The organism is Parahaliea aestuarii (genome assembly GCF_008064635.1).
GTDB lineage: Bacteria > Pseudomonadota > Gammaproteobacteria > Pseudomonadales > Halieaceae > Parahaliea > Parahaliea aestuarii.
Genome location: NZ_VRYZ01000002.1, coordinates 63,869 through 79,850, shown reverse-complemented (window position 1 = coordinate 79,850; position 15,982 = coordinate 63,869). Strand labels below are relative to the sequence as shown.

Sequence of the window (15,982 nt, the reverse complement as noted above, 5' to 3'; positions counted from 1 at the left end):
GTCAGCCGTTCAGGTGATCCAGGTATTTCTCGGCATCCAGCGCCGCCATGCAGCCAAATCCGGCCGACGTGACGGCCTGGCGGTAAACGTGGTCGCCCACGTCGCCGGCGGCGAATACGCCCGGCACACTGGTCGCCGTGGCATTGCCCTCCAGGCCGGAGGTGATCACGATGTAGCCGTCCTTCATGTCCAGCTGGCCGGCAAAAATGTCGGTGTTGGGCTTGTGGCCGATGGCGATAAATACGCCGGCCAGGTCGATATCGGCAGTGCTGCCATCCGCGGTGGATTTCACGCGCATGCCGGTAACGCCGCTGGCGTCACCCAGTACCTCGTCCAGGGTGTGATCCCACAGGATCCGGACCTTGCCTTCTTTCTCGCGGGCGAACAGGCGATCCTGCAGCACCTTTTCGGCACGCAGGCTGTCGCGGCGGTGCACCAGCACCACTTCCGACGCGATATTGGCCAGGTAGAGGGCCTCTTCAACGGCGGTATTGCCGCCGCCGATCACCGCGACTTTTTTGTTGCGATAGAAAAAACCGTCGCAGGTGGCGCAGGCGCTGACGCCCTTGCCCATAAAGGCCTCTTCACTGGGCAGGCCCAGGTACTGGGCGGAGGCGCCGGTGGCGATAATCAGGGCGTCGCAGGTGTACTGGTGGCTGCCGGACAGGCGGAAGGGGCGACTGGACAGGTCCACCTCCTCGATGTGGTCGAACACCACCCGGGTTTCGAAGCGCTCAGCGTGCTCCTGCATTTGCTGCATCAACAGCGGGCCCTGCAGATCGGCGGGGCCGCCGGGCCAGTTTTCCACCTCGGTGGTGGTGGTGAGCTGGCCACCCTGCTGCATCCCGGTGATCACCACCGGATTGAGGTTGGCGCGGGCGGCGTAAACCGCGGCGGTGTAGCCGGCCGGGCCGGAACCCAGAATGATCAGTTGGTGGTGCTGGACGTCGCTCATATCGATAGCTTCCTGCGCTCTGGAGGTGGAATCAGGGGGCGCAAAGTCGGCGCCTGCCCCCAAATATGGAGGCGGAGTATGGTAATTTAAAGGGGCGCTTGCGGGGAAGCCGAGAGCGATTCTAAAAACAGAACATAAGCTTCTGAAAAATCTAAGAAAGTGGCAGAATATCGGGCATGGAAAAAGGCGAGCATTGGCAAACACCGTGACAGACACCACCGACACCCGGAGCTTTCTCGGCCCGCGCCTGCGCGAAGGGGCCTTTATCGGTGTCAGTGCCGTGTGCCTTTACCTGCTGCTGGCACTGGTAACCTACAGCCCCGGTGACCCGGGCTGGTCGGCCACCGGCACCGGCGGCAAGATTGCCAACGCCGGCGGCCCCACCGGCGCCTGGCTGGCCGATGTGGCCTTCTCGCTGGTGGGTTATGCGGCCTACCTCTTCCCCCTGCTGCTGGCCTATCGCGCCGTGATTATCCTGCTGGAGCGCTACGAGGCGCGCCCCTTCGACTGGGTCACCTTCGGTATCCGCGCGCTGGGGCTGGTACTGGTGATGATGGCGGGCACGGCCCTGGCCGCGATGAACGACAGTGGCCAGTCAGGCCTGCCCCAGGGCGCCGGCGGTATCCTCGGCCAGGCCATAGGCGACGCGTTTACCGCGGCCTTCAGCGCCATTGGCAGCCGCCTCATCCTGCTGGCGGTGTTTCTGTTTGGCATGACCATTTTTACCGACCTCAGCTGGCTGGGGCTGATGGATCGCCTCGGTGGCTGGACCCTGAAGATTGTCCGCGCCAGCTATGGCCGTGTGACCGGCCTGATCGACAGGACCCGGGATCGCCGGGCGCGGGAAAAGGCCCTGGAACTGCGCAAACAGCAGATCGAGGAGCATGTCAGCGAGTCGAAAAAGCGCAAGCCGCCGAAGATCAAGCCTCTCAAGCCCCGGGCCGAGGCATCCGAAAGGGTCGAGAAAGAGAAGCAGCAGCCGCTGTTCGACGCCCCGGTCACCGGCGAACTGCCCCACCTGGACCTGCTGGACTCCGTAGAGCACGACCCCACCAAGGGCTATTCCAAAGAGGCCCTGGAGGGGCTGTCCAAGCTGCTGGAGTTGAAGCTGGCGGACTTTGGCATCAAGGCGGAAGTCGTGGCGGTCTATCCGGGCCCGGTGATTACCCGTTTCGAAATCCAGCCGGCGCCGGGCACCAAGGTATCGCGCATTTCCAACCTGGCGAAGGACCTTGCCCGTTCCCTGGCGGTTATCAGCGTGCGGGTCGTGGAAGTGATTCCCGGCAAATCGGTGGTGGGCATCGAAATTCCCAATGAAGACCGGGAAATCGTCAGTTTCCGTGAAGTCATTTCCTCCCGCGCCTTCGACCAGAGCCGCTCGCCGCTGACCCTGGCCCTGGGGCACGACATTTCCGGCGAGCCGGTGGTGGCCGACCTGGCCAAGATGCCTCACCTGCTGGTGGCGGGCACCACCGGCTCCGGCAAGTCGGTCGGTGTCAACGCCATGCTGCTCAGCCTGTTGTACAAGTCGTCTCCGGACGATGTGCGGCTGATCATGGTGGACCCGAAGATGCTGGAGCTGTCGGTCTACGACGGCATTCCCCACCTGCTGACGCCGGTCATTACCGACATGAAAGACGCGGCCAACGGCCTGCGCTGGTGCGTGGCGGAGATGGAGCGGCGCTACAAGCTGATGGCGGCGCTGGGTGTGCGCAACCTGGCCGGCTACAACCGCAAGGTGGCCGACGCCAACAAGGCCGGGGAGCCCATTGCGGACCCGCTGTGGAAGCCGGACCCGATCTATGCCGAGACCGACGAGGAACAGACGCCGCCCCATCTGGAAAAGCTGCCCGCAGTTGTGGTGGTGATCGACGAGTTTGCCGACATGATGATGATTGTCGGTAAAAAGGTGGAAGAGCTGATCGCTCGCATCGCCCAGAAGGCGAGGGCGGCGGGCATCCACCTTATCCTGGCGACCCAGCGCCCGTCGGTGGATGTGATCACCGGCCTGATCAAGGCCAACGTGCCGACGCGGATTGCCTTCCAGGTGTCCTCAAAAATTGATTCCCGTACCATTCTCGACCAGGGCGGGGCGGACCAGCTTCTGGGCCATGGCGATATGCTCTATCTGCCACCGGGTTCCGGCTTGCCGAACCGCGTTCACGGCGCCTTCGTTTCCGACGAGGAAGTTCACCGGGTGGTGGCGGACTGGAAGAAACGCGGTGAGCCGGCCTATATCGAGGATCTGCTCGACGAAGGCGGCAGCACGCCGGTTACCGCGGCGGAACTGCAGCAGGCCGGCGCCGGTGGCGAGGACGACGACGAAAACGACGCGCTCTACGACGAAGCCGTACATTACGTCACCAAAAGCCGTCGTGCCTCCATCTCGTCAGTCCAGCGCAAACTGCGCATCGGCTACAACCGCGCCGCCCGTTTGATCGAGGCGATGGAAATGGCCGGTGTGGTTTCCGAAATGGGCAGCAACGGCCAGCGCGAAGTGCTGGCGCCGCCGCCACCCGAATAGCGGGGGATGATGCCGCCAATGGCGGGAACCCCTTTGTATACACGCTCTCTGTTTCCACCTCCACCGGAAGGTTTCTATGCGCAACAAACTACTCCTGACACTGGCCCTGCTGGTCGCGGCCGTGCCGGCCCTGGCCGATGCCACAGACGATTTGCTACAGCACCTGGCCGGCTTCAAATCCCTTACCGGGCAGTTCAGCCAGCAGCAGTTCCCCGAGGGCGGCGGTGAGGCCATTGCCTCCGAGGGTCAGTTCAAACTGCTGCGCCCGGATTACTTTGCCTGGGAGATAACCGCGCCGGACAGCCAGCTGGTTATTGCCACACCGGAATACCTCTGGCAGCACGACCGCGACCTGGAAACCGTTACACGCCGCCCCATCGCCGGCACCGGCCAGACCAGCCCCCTGCAGGTACTGGCAGGCGACGAATCCGCACTGCGCGAGGGCTATCGGGTTGAGGAGGCCGGCCCGGGTCGTTTCCGGCTGGTTCCCAGCGGGCAGGACGCCGCCTTCCGGCAACTGGAAGTGGAGTTTGCGGGCAATATTCTTACCAGCATGGAAATCCTCGATAGCCTGGGGCAGCGTGTGGTGGTGAATTTCACTCGCCTGGTCCGGGATGCACCTTTGAATCCCGGCGATTTTGAATTCAGCCCGCCGGCGGGCGCGGATTTGTTCTATTACGATGAGTAGGCATGAGCTCGGACCTGTTCGCTAGCGGAGACCCCGGTTACCAGCCGCTGGCCGCGCGCCTGCGCCCCACATCGCTGGATGATTACGCGGGGCAGGACCATGTCCTGGGGCAGGGCAAGCCCCTGCGCCTGGCCATTGAGCGCCGGCAGCTGCACTCGATGGTGTTCTGGGGGCCGCCGGGCGTTGGCAAAACGACACTGGCCCGTATTGTCGCGGGCAACGCCGATGCCCACTTCATCCAGCTATCGGCGGTGTTGTCCGGCGTCAAGGAAATACGGGACGCCATCGCCCAGGCGCGGCAGAACAAAAGCACCGGAAGGGATACGGTACTGTTCGTGGACGAGGTCCACCGCTTCAATAAATCCCAGCAGGACGCCTTTCTGCCCCATGTGGAAGACGGCACCATCATCTTCATCGGGGCGACAACGGAAAACCCCTCTTTCGAACTGAACAATGCACTGCTCTCCCGCGCCCGCGTCTACAAGTTGCGCAGCCTGGAAGCCGGGGCCCTGTGGGATGTACTGCAGCGCGGGCTGGCGGAACTCGGCGGCGCAGTGACTGCCAGCGAGCACTGCCTGGGCTTGATTGCCAGTGCTGCCGACGGCGATGCCCGCCGGGCGCTCAACCTGCTGGAGTTGGCTGCCGACCTGGCGGCCGACGAGGGCGGAGGCAGGAAAGACATTACCGAACAGACACTGGAAGAAGTACTACAGGCTTCGTTGCGTCGCTTCGACAAGGGCGGCGACCTGTTCTATGACCAGATCAGCGCCCTGCACAAGGCGGTGCGCGGCAGCGCGCCCGATGCCGCCCTGTACTGGTTTTGCCGCATGCTCGACGGGGGTTGCGACCCGCTGTATATCGCCCGGCGTGTTGTGCGCATGGCCAGCGAGGATATTGGCAACGCCGACCCGCGGGCTCTCGGCCTGTGCCTGGATGCCTGGCAAACCCAGGAGCGCCTGGGTAGCCCAGAGGGCGAACTGGCCATCGCCCAGGCCATTGCCTACCTGGCCTCGGCGCCCAAAAGCAACGCGGTTTACAGCGCCTACAATGCCGCGCGTGCAGAGGTGGCGGCCACACCGAGCTACGACGTGCCACTGCACCTGCGCAACGCCCCCACCGCCCTGATGAAATCGGAGGGCTACGGTGACGAGTACCGCTACGCCCACGATGAGCCGGAGGGTTACGCCGCGGGCGAAAACTATTTTCCGCAGGAGCTGCAAGATCGCCAGTATTACAAACCGGTGGATCGCGGGCTGGAACAGAAAATTCGCGCCAAACTGGATTATCTTCGCCAGAGGGACAGGGAAAGTGACAAGCGGCGATATTGAATGGGTGCGCGCGTGGTTGCCGGGACTTTAGATAGGAATCAGGTATTGAATCGCGCAGACTCGCCCCGGAACACAGCAATTATGAAAAGTGCCCGATGACCAATCTTTTGTTTATTGCCATTGGCGGCGCTGGTGGCGCCCTATCTCGCTATTTACTGTCGAACTGGGTGCACAGTAGCTGGCAGGGGCATCTGCCACTGGGGACTCTGCTGGTGAATAGCCTCGGGTCATTCGCCATTGGCCTGGTTTTTGTCCTCATTGAAAGGCAGGTCATACACCCGGACTGGCGAGGCGTGTTGATGGTCGGTTTTCTCGGCGCCTTTACCACTTTTTCAACCTTTTCCCTGGAGACAGTCACCCTGATCGAGCAGGGCGAGTACCTGCATGCCGGCGGTTATATCCTGTCCAGTGTGCTGGTGTGTATTCTGGCGGCTGGTGCTGGCATCTGGCTGATGCGAACGCTGACCTGACGATCGGCATTTTTGGAGTTATGGCGGGGGATAATAAACCCGCCGGTTTGAACCGGCGGGTGGGCAGGGTTAAACGCGGTATTTTTCCAGCTTGCCCTGGGCCTTGAGTTCGGCGAACACCTTGGGAGCGCGGCCAACACCCGCCCAGCTATGCTCCTCGCCGGATTTATCGGTAAAGCGGTATTTGATGGCCCGCTTGCCAGCTTTGCGTTTGCGGACCTTTTTCGTACCCTCTTCGGCCAGATCGGAAATATCCAGGCCGGCTTCCTGCATTTGCGCAAGAATGGACGCCTTCATGGCCAGTTTTTCCTGCTCTTCCTGAATGGCCGCTTCTTCTTCGACTTTTTTCTCTTCAATTAACAGACCGAGCTGGTCGTGGGCTTTTTCAAGATCGGAAACGGAAGCCGATTTTACAGCGGCTTTAAGGCGGCGCGCGTGAGTAAGAATGCTCAGAAAATCTTTCATACTTTGGAATTGTCCTGTTTGAAATTGCTTGGGAAAAGAATGAATGCAATCCCTGCCCCTATAAAATAATCAGAAAGCGGTAATAGCTCAATACAAAAGCGAATTAATTTGCCGGTATTTATGTGTGTACCACCCATTTTCCACCCCGATCCGGTCAATCGACATTAAATTAATTTCGCCAAGGCAGGGTTCCGTGTTTTAAACGCGATGTTTTACGAGTGTGGAAGGGGGCGTTCTGCCCGCCGATTTGCAGCAATCAGCGCCGGTGTCGGGGGAGTGCTGCGCGCTGCTGTCGCCGCCCTGGAAAATAAAGAAGCCGTGACAGGCACTGCGCTCCCAGAGTAAAACCAGTACAATACGCCGCCTGATTTTTTGCTAACCGGGGCACACTGAGAATGCTGGATATTAAAGCGGTCCGACAGGATCCGGAGGCCGTGGCGCAGGCTCTGGCCAGGCGCGGTTTCACTTTTGATGTTGATCAATTCACCGCGCTTGACGGGCGCCGCAAGCAGGCGGATGTCGACAGCCAGGCCCTGCTGGCGGAGCGCAAAAGCGCATCCAAAAAGATCGGACAGCTGGTGGGCCAGGGCCTGAGCGTGGATGAGGCCAAGGCCCAGGTCAACGAGACCCTGGAAAAGATCGCCGCCCAGCTCGACGAACTCACCGAGCAGGCAAAGCGCGTACAGCAGGAGCTGGATGATCTGCTGCTGGGCCTGCCCAACCTGCCGGCAGATGAAGTACCGGAAGGGCAGAGCGAGGATGACAATGTCGAGGTGGCCCGCTGGGGCGAGCCACTGGCTTTCGATTTTAACCCCCGAGATCATGTGGAAATCGGCGAGGCACTGGGGCAACTCGACAGTGAGACCGCGGGCAAAATCACCGGGTCGCGCTTCACCGTTATGTACGGCGAGCTCGCGCGCCTGCATCGCGCCCTGATCCAGTTCATGCTCAACCTGCATACCGGAGAGCATGGCTACCAGGAGATCTACGTACCCTACATTGTCAATCGCGATTCCCTGCGCGGCACCGGGCAACTGCCGAAGTTTGAGGAAGACCTGTTCAAGCTCCGCGCCGACCAGGACTACTACCTGATTCCCACTGCCGAAGTGCCAGTGACCAACGTCGCCAGGGACCGCATATTCGAGGACGCCGAACTGGGTGAGTCCGGCCTGCGCTTCGCCTGCCACAGCCCCTGCTTTCGCAGTGAAGCGGGCAGCTACGGCCGCGATACCCGCGGCATGATCCGCCAGCACCAGTTCGAGAAGGTGGAGCTGGTGCAACTGGTGCGTGCGGCCGATTCGGACCGCGCCCTGGAGTCTCTCACCGGGCATGCCGAGGCGGTATTACAGGCGCTGGCGCTGCCCTACCGCAAGGTGATTCTGTGCGGCGGCGATATTGGCTTCTCGGCCCGCAAAACCTACGACCTCGAGGTTTGGTTGCCGGGGCAGAGCGCCTACCGGGAAATCTCCAGCTGCAGCAGCTTCGGTGACTTCCAGGCGCGCCGCATGCAGGCCCGCTGGCGCAACCCGGCCACCGGCAAGCCCGAGCTGCTGCACACCCTGAATGGCTCCGGGCTCGCCGTGGGGCGCACTCTGGTGGCGGTGCTGGAAAACTACCAGCGCGCGGACGGCAGTGTTGTCATCCCGGAGGCCCTGCGTCCCTACATGGGCGGTGCAGAACAACTCGGAGGCTGAGGTGGACTACCTGCCCGTATGCCTGCGTCTGCGTGGCACACCGGTTCTGCTGGTCGGAGCCGGCACCGTAGCCACTCGCAAGGCGCGACTGCTGCTGCGCGCCGGCGCGCGCCTCACGGTGGTGGCGCCTCAGGCCAGCGCCGAACTGCAATCCCTGCTGGCCGACGCCGACGGCGAATGGCGGCGGGTGGTCTACAGCAATTCCGCCCAGGACGGGCAGGCACTGGTGGTGGCCGCCACGCCCGATGCCGAAACCAATCGCGCCGTCTACCGCGACGCCTGCGAGCGGGGCATTCCGGTCAACGTGGTGGATTCCCCAGAACTCTGCAGCTTTATCTTCCCCGCGGTGATCGATCGCAATCCGCTGCTGATCGCGATCAGTTCCAGTGGCCGCAGCCCGGTACTGGCGAGACTGGTGCGACGCAAGATTGAAACGCTGATTCCCGCGGCCTACGGCCGCCTGGCAGAGTTTGCCGGGCACTGGCGCGACCGGGTACGCACAGCGCTTCCGGAGGAGGGCGCGCGTCGTCTGTTCTGGGAGCAGGCAGTGGACGGCGCCGCCGGCGAACTGGTGCTGGCCGGTCGCGAAACGGAAGCCGCGACGCTTATGGAGCGGCGCCTTGCGGACAGCTCGGCACTGCACCGCGGCGAAGTCTATCTGTTGGGAGCCGGGCCGGGCGATCCCGACCTGCTGACCTTCAAGGCGCTGCGCCTGCTGCAGAGTGCCGACGTGGTGCTCTATGACCGCCTGGTGGCGCCGGCCATTGTCGATATGGCGCGCCGGGATGCCGAGCGCATCTATGTCGGCAAATCACGGGCCGACCACGCAGTGCCGCAGCAGGACATCAACCAGAAGCTGTTGGAATTGGCCCAGGCCGGCAAACGGGTGGTGCGCCTGAAAGGGGGCGACCCCTTTATATTCGGCCGCGGCGGTGAGGAAATCGCCCTGTTGGCCAGCCACGGCATTCCCTTTCAGGTCGTGCCGGGCATTACCGCTGCGAGCGGCGGCGCCTGCTATGCAGGCATTCCACTGACTCACCGCGACTACGCCCAGTCGGTGCGCTTTGTCGCCGGCTACTTGAAAGGCGACCGGGTTGAGCACGACTGGCAGCAATTTGCCTCCACCACAGAAACCCTGGTGTTCTATATGGGGCTGATGGGGCTGCCGGTTATCTGCCGCGAGCTGCAGGCCATCGGTCGCGCGCCTGACACGCCGGTGGCGCTGATCGAGCGTGCCACCATGGAAGGGCAGCGGGTGCTGGTGGGAACACTGGCGACGATGGAAGACATCGTGGCGCGGGAGAAGCCCCATGCGCCGACCCTGATCATTGTCGGGGACGTGGTGCGCCTGCACCGCGACCTGGCTTGGTTCGGTGAGCGGGACGGCTAGAAAGCCGGCCCGCTGGCCACAGGCGCCTATTCAGTCACAGCTTTCTCGCCGCCCGGGGTGTGCGCGGCGAAGCGCTGTTCTCTCAGCAGCAGTGTGTCCACCAGAATGTTGCCGGCTTCGGTCAGCAGCACATCCGGGACTTCCTCTTCCTCACTGGCAAGACTTTCGCCTTCACCAGTGCTGTCGTCGTTTTCCGCCTCGTCACCATCGGCAACGTCTTCTGCGTCGGTGACTTCTTGGTCTTCATCCAGCGAGGTCAGCAGTTCCTCGCCCAGAGCGGCGCGACGCTTGTTTTCAATGGCCAGCGCCTTGCTGTCCTGTTCGTCGGCCAGCGCGCGACGTGCTTCCTCGTTCAGCGGCAGGTATTTTATTTCCCGGCTTTCCTCGGCCAGGTCCACCTGGTCCTCCAGGAAGATGTACTCGGGATTGTTGCCGCTGCGTTCCTGGAACAGGCGGGTCACTTCCGGCAGCAGATCGTTGATGTCCTGATAGCGGCGATGGCGCACCGGGTTGATCTTGTCCCAGTTGAGGGCGTGGTCGAGGGCGCTCTCGCCGATTTCCTCGTGGTCGTAGAGGGCGGGGAAAGTGACGTCTGGCACCACGCCGCGGTGCTGGGTGCTGTCGCCCGAGATGCGGTAGAACTTGCTCTCGGTGAGTTTTAGCTGGCCTTCGGGCAGCGGGATCAGGGTTTGCACGGTACCTTTGCCGAAGGATCGGTCGCCGACGATCAGCCCGCGCTGGTAGTCCTGGATAGCGCCGGCGAAAATTTCCGAGGCAGATGCCGACAGGCGATTGATAAGCACTACCAGCGGGCCGTCGTAGTAGGGGCCGCGCAGGCGCTTGCCGTCGCGCCATACCCGGCGCGAGGAGTGGCGAATCTGCACTGTGGGCCCGTACTCGATGAACAGGCCGGTGAGCTCGTTGGCTTCCTGCAGGGAACCGCCGCCGTTGTTGCGCAGGTCGATGACTACGCCGTCGACCTGGTCCTCGTTCTGTAGTTCGTCCAGCAGCACTTTGACATCGCGGGTGGTGGACTTGTAGTCCTTCTCGCCACGGCGCATGGCGTCAAAGTCGATGTAGAAGGCGGGAATATCGATTACCCCGACCTTCATCATCTTGTCGCCATTGGGAATTTCCAGCACTTTCTTCTGCGCCGCCTGCTCTTCCAGCTTGACCTTGTTGCGCACGATGGTGACAACCTTGCGCTCGCCGGTCTTGGCGGCCTTGCCCGGCATCACCTGCAGGCGTACGGTGGAGCCCTTGGGGCCGCGGATCAGCTCCACTACCTCGTCCAGGCGCCAGCCGATCACGTCCTCGAACTCCTCGTCATCGCCCTGGGCCACGCCCACAATGCGGTCGGAAGGTTTCAGTTCGCCCTGCTTGTCGGCCGGGCCAGCAGGCACAAGGCGCACCACCTTGGTGTACTCGTCCTCCAGCTGCAGCACTGCGCCGATACCTTCCAGCGACAGGCTCATGTTGATGTTGAAGTTCTCGGAGCGGCGCGGCGACAGGTAGTTGGTGTGCGGGTCGTACAGCTCGGTGAGGGCGTTGGCGTAAATCTGGAATACATCCTGGCTGTTGTACTGCTGTACACGCTTGAGCTGGTTCTTGTAGCGCTTGCTCAGCGTCTCGGCAATTTCGTCCTGGGGCTTTTCGGACATGCGCAGGCTCAACACCTGGTTTTTCAGGTGGCGCCGCCAGCGGTCATCCAGCTCCGCCTGGTCCGTTGCCCAGGGGCGATCTTCAGCGTCCAGCAGGTAATCCTCCTCGACGCTGAAATCCATGGCGGCAATGGCTTCGGGCAAGGTATCGACCACACTCTCCAGTCTTTCGACCAGGCGCTGCTGGAAGCGGTTGAAGATATTGAAACCGGCGTCCAGACGCCCCTTGTGCAGATCGTCGTCCATCTGCATGCGGTAGCTTTCGAATTCAGCCAGGTCGGAGGCGGTAAAGAACATGCGCCCGCTGTCCAGGCTATCGATATAGTTGTCCAGATGCTGGGAGGATAGCTCGTCGTCGTAACGCAGTTTGGCGTAGTGCCGCTCCTCGAGCTGGTCGATCATATCGACCATGGTCTCCCGCTGGGTGTCGGTGTATTCGATCAGTGCCAGGGCCGGGGCGGTGCTTGCGAGAAGCAGCATCCCGCTGGCGACGGTGAATACCAGGCCGCGGCGGGCCCGACTCAGCAGGGTGGTGGGAGTGTTCAAAACAGCGTTACCTCGTGGTCTTATCGTGCGTCCGCGGATGGACGGGCGTCACTCAAGTGTAATCCTTCGGTACGGTGGGTCAAATACCGGCGGCTGTCGATTTTAGAGTCGGGCCCGGCGGGAAAGTTCGCAGTGCACACAATGCAGTGCTCAGCGCCCCTGCCAGAAAGGCAATTCCGGGCGCGCCGTGGTGAACAGCAGTGTCTCGTCGGCGGGCGTCCACAGGCGCTGCACCCGGTTGGTCTGGTTGCTGCCCACATCCATCAGCACGGAGTTGTGCAGGCTGAGGCGCAGGCTGGCATTGGCGGGAACGGTGAAAAAGAGCCAGCTGGCGTCATAGGCGAGCTCCATTCCCAGGATCTCAGCGGGCCGGAACGACTGCCCGGACTCGCTGTAGACCACAAAATGGTCCGCCAGATAGGCCAGGGCGAGGGTACGTACCTGTGGGGTGTCTACCAGGACGACGGGCTCACCACTGCGCCAGGTGAGAGCGGTTTCCAGGTCTTCCGGCAGCACGCGGAGGGCGATTTCCAGAGTATCGCCGGCTTCGTTCCAGTCCATCTCGGCAAAGCTGGTGTGCCAGGGGTGGGCCTGGGCGATGCCAGCGAAGAGAAACAGTGCAGTGCAGAGTATCAGCTGCAATCGGCGCATGGGCTTATTCCGGAGCTTCGGTGACGGCATTGGATTCCCGCCTGCGCGGGAATGACTCGGGGATCGATGAGCGGCAAGGGCCCGTTTTTCCACGCTGGAGCCTGCCGCCTGTTCAGAGTATCGGTTGCTCCCACTTCGATTTTTCATCGCGGCGCATCGGGTTCGGCTCTTCCTTCTCCTTGAACAGCTTGAAGCGACTGGCCTTCGGCTGGCGCGGCCAGGCGTTGTTGCTGGTGTCGCTGTCGGCCGTGCTGCGATAGGGGTCGAATGCGATGCCGGTGATTTCCTTTTCCGTGATGAACAGCTTGGTCACCTGTTCTGCGTTGTGGCGCCAGATTTCCGCCGGTATCTGCAGCTCTTCCATCTTGCCGTCGCTGTAAGTTATACGCAGCGGCAGGGGGGTCACCAGCCCGCCGATATTCTTGAAGGTGACTGCGTAAAAATTCTTGTCCGCGTTGAGCAGGGCCTTTTCGCGGTCGGTGAGGGATTGCTGTAACTGCTCATACTGGGCGTAGTCCCAGGGTGTCACCGAGAACTCGTCACTCTCGGTGTAAAAGTCCCGCAGCTGGGGATAGCGCTGGACCAGGGTCTGGGCATCGGCGTTGCGCTGCTGGCTGAGGGAGGGCTCCTGTTTATCCTTCTCCGCCTTCTGCCAGGCTTTTTCCACCTCGGGGTCGCCGGTATCGAGCTGGTACAGGGCGATATTGTCGATGCCGACGTCGACGTGTTCGGTGCCGTAGAACCAGCCGCGCCAGAACCAGTCCAGATCCACCGCGGAGGCGTCTTCCATGCTGCGGAAGAAGTCAGCCGGGGTCGGGCGCTTGAACTTCCAGCGAGTGGCGAACTCACGGAAGGCGTAGTCAAACAGCTCCCGGCCCATAATGGATTCGCGCAGGATATTGAGCGCGGTAGCCGGCTTGGCGTAGGCGTTGTTGCCGAACTGGTGAATGGATTCCGAGTTGGTCATGATCGGCACCTGCGGGGTGCTGATCATGTATTCCACGATGCTCGCAGGCTCGCCGCGGCGGGAGGGATACTCCTCTTCCCAGGCCTGCTCGGTGACAAATTGCAGGAAGGTGTTGAGGCCTTCATCCATCCAGGTCCACTGGCGCTCATCGGAGTTGACGATCATCGGGAAGTAATTGTGTCCCACCTCGTGGATGATCACCGAGATCAGCCCGTACTTGCTGCGTTCCCAGGTCTTGTCGTCGGGATTCTGGCGCACATCCCAGTAGGTGCCGTCCGCGTAGGGGCGCGGCTTGTTGAAGGTGATCATCGGGTACTCCATGCCGCCCACCGGCCCGTTCACCGAGATGGACACGGGATAGGGGTACTCAAAGGTATAGCGGGAGTAAACGTCGATGGTGTGGGCGATGGCGGGTGTCGAGTACTGGCTCCACAGGGGCTCCGCCTCGTTCGGGTAGAAGGACATGGCCAGCACCTCGCGGGAGCCGCTCGGCGCCATGCGCGCGTCCCAGATGAACTTGCGCGAGCTGGCGAAGGCGAAGTCGCGCACGCTCTCGGCCTTGAAACGCCAGGTCTTTTTCACCGAGGTGCGGCTGCTCTCGTTCTTTTTCGCCTCCTGCGGCGTCACGATGAAGCGCTGCTCGGTAGAGGCCTGGGCGGCCTCGTAACGCTCGCGCTGCTTGCTGCTCAGAACGTCGCCCGGGTTTTGCAGCACACCGGTGGCGGCGACGATGTGATCAGCCGGCACCGTAATGGCCACCTCGAAAGTGCCCATTTCCAGGGTGAATTCACCGCTGCCGAGGAACTGTTTGTTCTGCCAGCCCTGGTAGTCCGTATAGGCCGCCATGCGCGGGTACCACTGGGCGATTTCGTAGAGGTAGTTCTTGTCTGCCTCGAAGTATTCGTAACCGCCACGGGCGCCCACCGCCGTGGCATCGATGATGTTGTGTTCCCAGTCGACACTGAAGACAAACTGCGCGCCCGCCGCCAGCGGCCGGGGCAGTTCCACCCGCATCATGGTTTTGTTCACTGTGTGGGGCAGGGGGTTGCCCTCGCTGTCGCGCACAGCCTTGATGTCCACGCCACCGTCAAAGGCCGAGCGGGCCAGCAGGTCGGCCATGCTCTTGTAGGGGAAGTGGGCAAAATCCGGGGCCGTTTTGGTCAGCATATCGTCAGAGTCCGCACGGAAACGGTTCTGGTCCAGTTGCAGCCACAGGTAGCGCAGGGTGTGGGGGCTCTGGTTGTAATAGGTGATGGTCTCACTGCCGATGATGCGCTGGGCGCGATCGTCTACTTCCACGTCGATGCGGTAGTCCGCACGCTGTTGCCAGTAGGCGGGGCCGGGGGCACCGCTGGCCAGGCGGGTTTCGGTGGGGGTATCGAGCAGATAGTCGAGCTGGGCGAACTTTTCCGGGCCGCTCAGCTTTTCCGCTGCAGCCAGGGGATGGCTGATGGTGACAATGAGCAGTAAAAATAGGTTAAAAGCCTTGTTACTCAATGGCATACGGCGACCTTTTAAATTGAATTCATGGAATAAGTGCCGAATCACTTATTCCTGTTAGACGTAGGGGAATGAAAAAACCGCAATGGGAACCAGCAATCTGGTCACGTGAACGGGCCTAGCAGGCGAACTTCCTATCCCGGACAAACAGCATGTCCATGACGATCTCAGGGTTCCAACTCACCAGCGCGCGCTCGCTGGTGCGGCGAATACTGTCGAGTTCGGCCACAGTGCGGATGGAAAATGCCTCTGACACGACCACATGCACCAGCAGGTAGGTGTTGCGCCCGCGCTTGGTGACGCGCAGTTCAACATGGTCGTAATCCACCTCTGCCAGGGTGGCGAGCAGGCGCGCCTTGATATCCTCCACGACCGCTTCCGGTGGCGCCATGTTCACAATCTCCCGCAAGCTGTCCCTGAGAATCCCCAGTGGAATGGGCAGGGCGCACAGCACGATGGCGATCAGCAGGATGGGGTCCACCAGGGGCGCCCACTCGGCCCAGGGAGAGTTTTCCAGATACCAGGCACCGAGAAAGCCGAGGAACACAGCGGCGCTCAACAGGCCGTCCACAAACCAGGTGCGCGATTCCACCTGCACCAGGTCTGAGCGGTACTGGCGGCTGACCCGGTGCATCAGTACGGACACGGTAAAGCAGCCGAGGGTGGCAATGGCGCCGTACAGTACCGCCAGACCGTAGGCTGCTTCCGTGCCCCCCGCCAGCAGTCGCTTTGCCGCCTCGGTCAGGGCATAGACGCAGGCCACCATAATGAATAGCGACTTGAACAGATTCAGGGTCGGCTCCATGGCGGTGTAGCCGAAGTGGAATTTGTCGTCGTCCGGGCGCTCCGCCAGTTTTGCCACCCGCAGCGTCAGCAGGGCTACGCAGAAGGCAATCAGCGAGTAGATGCCGTCAAACAGAATGGCATCGGAATTGGTCAGCAGGGCAAAGCCGAGGGCGAGGGCGACGAAAAACACCACGCCGTAAAGGGCAAAGGTCAGCGCCCGCTGTTCATGGTGTACATGCAGCTTGTCTTTCAACCTCGGCTCCACCGGTCCATGGTCTGTATCAATGGCGGATTCTAGCGCCGCTGGCTGCCGAAGGTCATTCCCCCTTAGGGGGGGCTGCGGTGCTGCGACATGGG

The 15,982-nt window shown here is 61.9% G+C and carries 12 protein-coding genes; 6 read left to right on the top strand and 6 right to left on the bottom strand.

Annotated elements, in window-relative coordinates:
• Position 1: 1 nt before the first annotated feature.
• Positions 2 to 955 carry a thioredoxin-disulfide reductase gene (trxB, locus tag FVW59_RS04605; protein WP_148063081.1) on the bottom strand — a complete coding sequence of 318 codons (954 nt, stop codon included), beginning with the start codon at positions 953 to 955 and terminating at the stop codon, positions 2 to 4.
• A gap of 205 nt (positions 956 to 1,160) precedes the next feature.
• Between trxB and FVW59_RS04600 the strand changes: the two genes are divergently transcribed.
• The 4 genes from FVW59_RS04600 (at position 1,161) to crcB (ending at position 5,965) form a co-directional block, all read left to right on the top strand.
• Positions 1,161 to 3,479 carry a DNA translocase FtsK gene (locus FVW59_RS04600; RefSeq protein ID WP_148063080.1) on the top strand — a complete coding sequence of 773 codons (2,319 nt, stop codon included), beginning with the start codon at positions 1,161 to 1,163 and terminating at the stop codon, positions 3,477 to 3,479.
• Positions 3,480 to 3,555: 76 nt separating this feature from the next.
• Complete coding sequence (gene lolA / locus FVW59_RS04595) at positions 3,556 to 4,167, top strand: outer membrane lipoprotein periplasmic chaperone LolA (protein WP_148063079.1); 612 nt, start codon at positions 3,556 to 3,558, stop codon at positions 4,165 to 4,167.
• Positions 4,168 to 4,169: 2 nt separating this feature from the next.
• Positions 4,170 to 5,495 (top strand): replication-associated recombination protein A, encoded by a 1,326-nt coding sequence (locus tag FVW59_RS04590; protein WP_148063078.1) that lies wholly within the window; start codon positions 4,170 to 4,172, stop codon positions 5,493 to 5,495.
• Positions 5,496 to 5,590: 95 nt separating this feature from the next.
• A complete protein-coding gene (crcB, locus tag FVW59_RS04585; protein ID WP_148063077.1) occupies positions 5,591 to 5,965 on the top strand; it encodes a fluoride efflux transporter CrcB in 375 nt (124 codons plus the stop codon).
• 69 nt (positions 5,966 to 6,034) lie between these two features.
• On the opposite strand, the gene FVW59_RS04580 is transcribed toward crcB, so the two are convergent.
• Complete coding sequence (locus tag FVW59_RS04580; protein ID WP_148063076.1) at positions 6,035 to 6,430, bottom strand: H-NS histone family protein; 396 nt, start codon at positions 6,428 to 6,430, stop codon at positions 6,035 to 6,037.
• A gap of 395 nt (positions 6,431 to 6,825) precedes the next feature.
• Between FVW59_RS04580 and serS the strand changes: the two genes are divergently transcribed.
• Positions 6,826 to 8,124: a serine--tRNA ligase gene (gene serS, locus FVW59_RS04575; protein WP_148063075.1), complete on the top strand. Its 1,299-nt coding sequence runs from the start codon at positions 6,826 to 6,828 to the stop codon at positions 8,122 to 8,124.
• Position 8,125: 1 nt separating this feature from the next.
• The gene (gene cysG, locus FVW59_RS04570) at positions 8,126 to 9,514 is read left to right on the top strand and encodes a siroheme synthase CysG (protein WP_148063074.1); all 1,389 of its coding nucleotides are present in this window, start codon (positions 8,126 to 8,128) and stop codon (positions 9,512 to 9,514) included.
• Positions 9,515 to 9,540: 26 nt separating this feature from the next.
• On the opposite strand, the gene FVW59_RS04565 is transcribed toward cysG, so the two are convergent.
• The 4 genes from FVW59_RS04565 to FVW59_RS04550 all read right to left on the bottom strand — a co-directional run bounded on the left by FVW59_RS04565 (position 9,541) and on the right by FVW59_RS04550 (position 15,878).
• Complete coding sequence (locus tag FVW59_RS04565; protein WP_342779687.1) at positions 9,541 to 11,721, bottom strand: carboxy terminal-processing peptidase; 2,181 nt, start codon at positions 11,719 to 11,721, stop codon at positions 9,541 to 9,543.
• Between the two features lie 150 nt (positions 11,722 to 11,871).
• Complete coding sequence (locus tag FVW59_RS04560) at positions 11,872 to 12,372, bottom strand: DUF6702 family protein (protein WP_148063073.1); 501 nt, start codon at positions 12,370 to 12,372, stop codon at positions 11,872 to 11,874.
• Positions 12,373 to 12,484: 112 nt separating this feature from the next.
• On the bottom strand, positions 12,485 to 14,842 hold the full coding sequence (locus tag FVW59_RS04555) for a M1 family metallopeptidase (RefSeq protein WP_148063072.1): 2,358 nt from the start codon (positions 14,840 to 14,842) through the stop codon (positions 12,485 to 12,487).
• A 115-nt stretch (positions 14,843 to 14,957) separates the two neighbouring features.
• Positions 14,958 to 15,878 (bottom strand): cation diffusion facilitator family transporter, encoded by a 921-nt coding sequence (locus FVW59_RS04550; protein WP_222711428.1) that lies wholly within the window; start codon positions 15,876 to 15,878, stop codon positions 14,958 to 14,960.
• Positions 15,879 to 15,982 lie beyond the last annotated feature (104 nt).

Coding starts and splice junctions, on each gene's coding strand:
- trxB (WP_148063081.1), bottom strand. CDS start 955: ATGAGCGACGTCCAGCACCACCAACTGATCATTCTGGGTTCCGGCCCG.
- lolA (WP_148063079.1), top strand. CDS start 3,556: ATGCGCAACAAACTACTCCTGACACTGGCCCTGCTGGTCGCGGCCGTG.
- FVW59_RS04590 (WP_148063078.1), top strand. CDS start 4,170: ATGAGCTCGGACCTGTTCGCTAGCGGAGACCCCGGTTACCAGCCGCTG.
- crcB (WP_148063077.1), top strand. CDS start 5,591: ATGACCAATCTTTTGTTTATTGCCATTGGCGGCGCTGGTGGCGCCCTA.
- FVW59_RS04580 (WP_148063076.1), bottom strand. CDS start 6,430: ATGAAAGATTTTCTGAGCATTCTTACTCACGCGCGCCGCCTTAAAGCC.
- serS (WP_148063075.1), top strand. CDS start 6,826: ATGCTGGATATTAAAGCGGTCCGACAGGATCCGGAGGCCGTGGCGCAG.
- FVW59_RS04560 (WP_148063073.1), bottom strand. CDS start 12,372: ATGCGCCGATTGCAGCTGATACTCTGCACTGCACTGTTTCTCTTCGCT.
- FVW59_RS04555 (WP_148063072.1), bottom strand. CDS start 14,842: ATGCCATTGAGTAACAAGGCTTTTAACCTATTTTTACTGCTCATTGTC.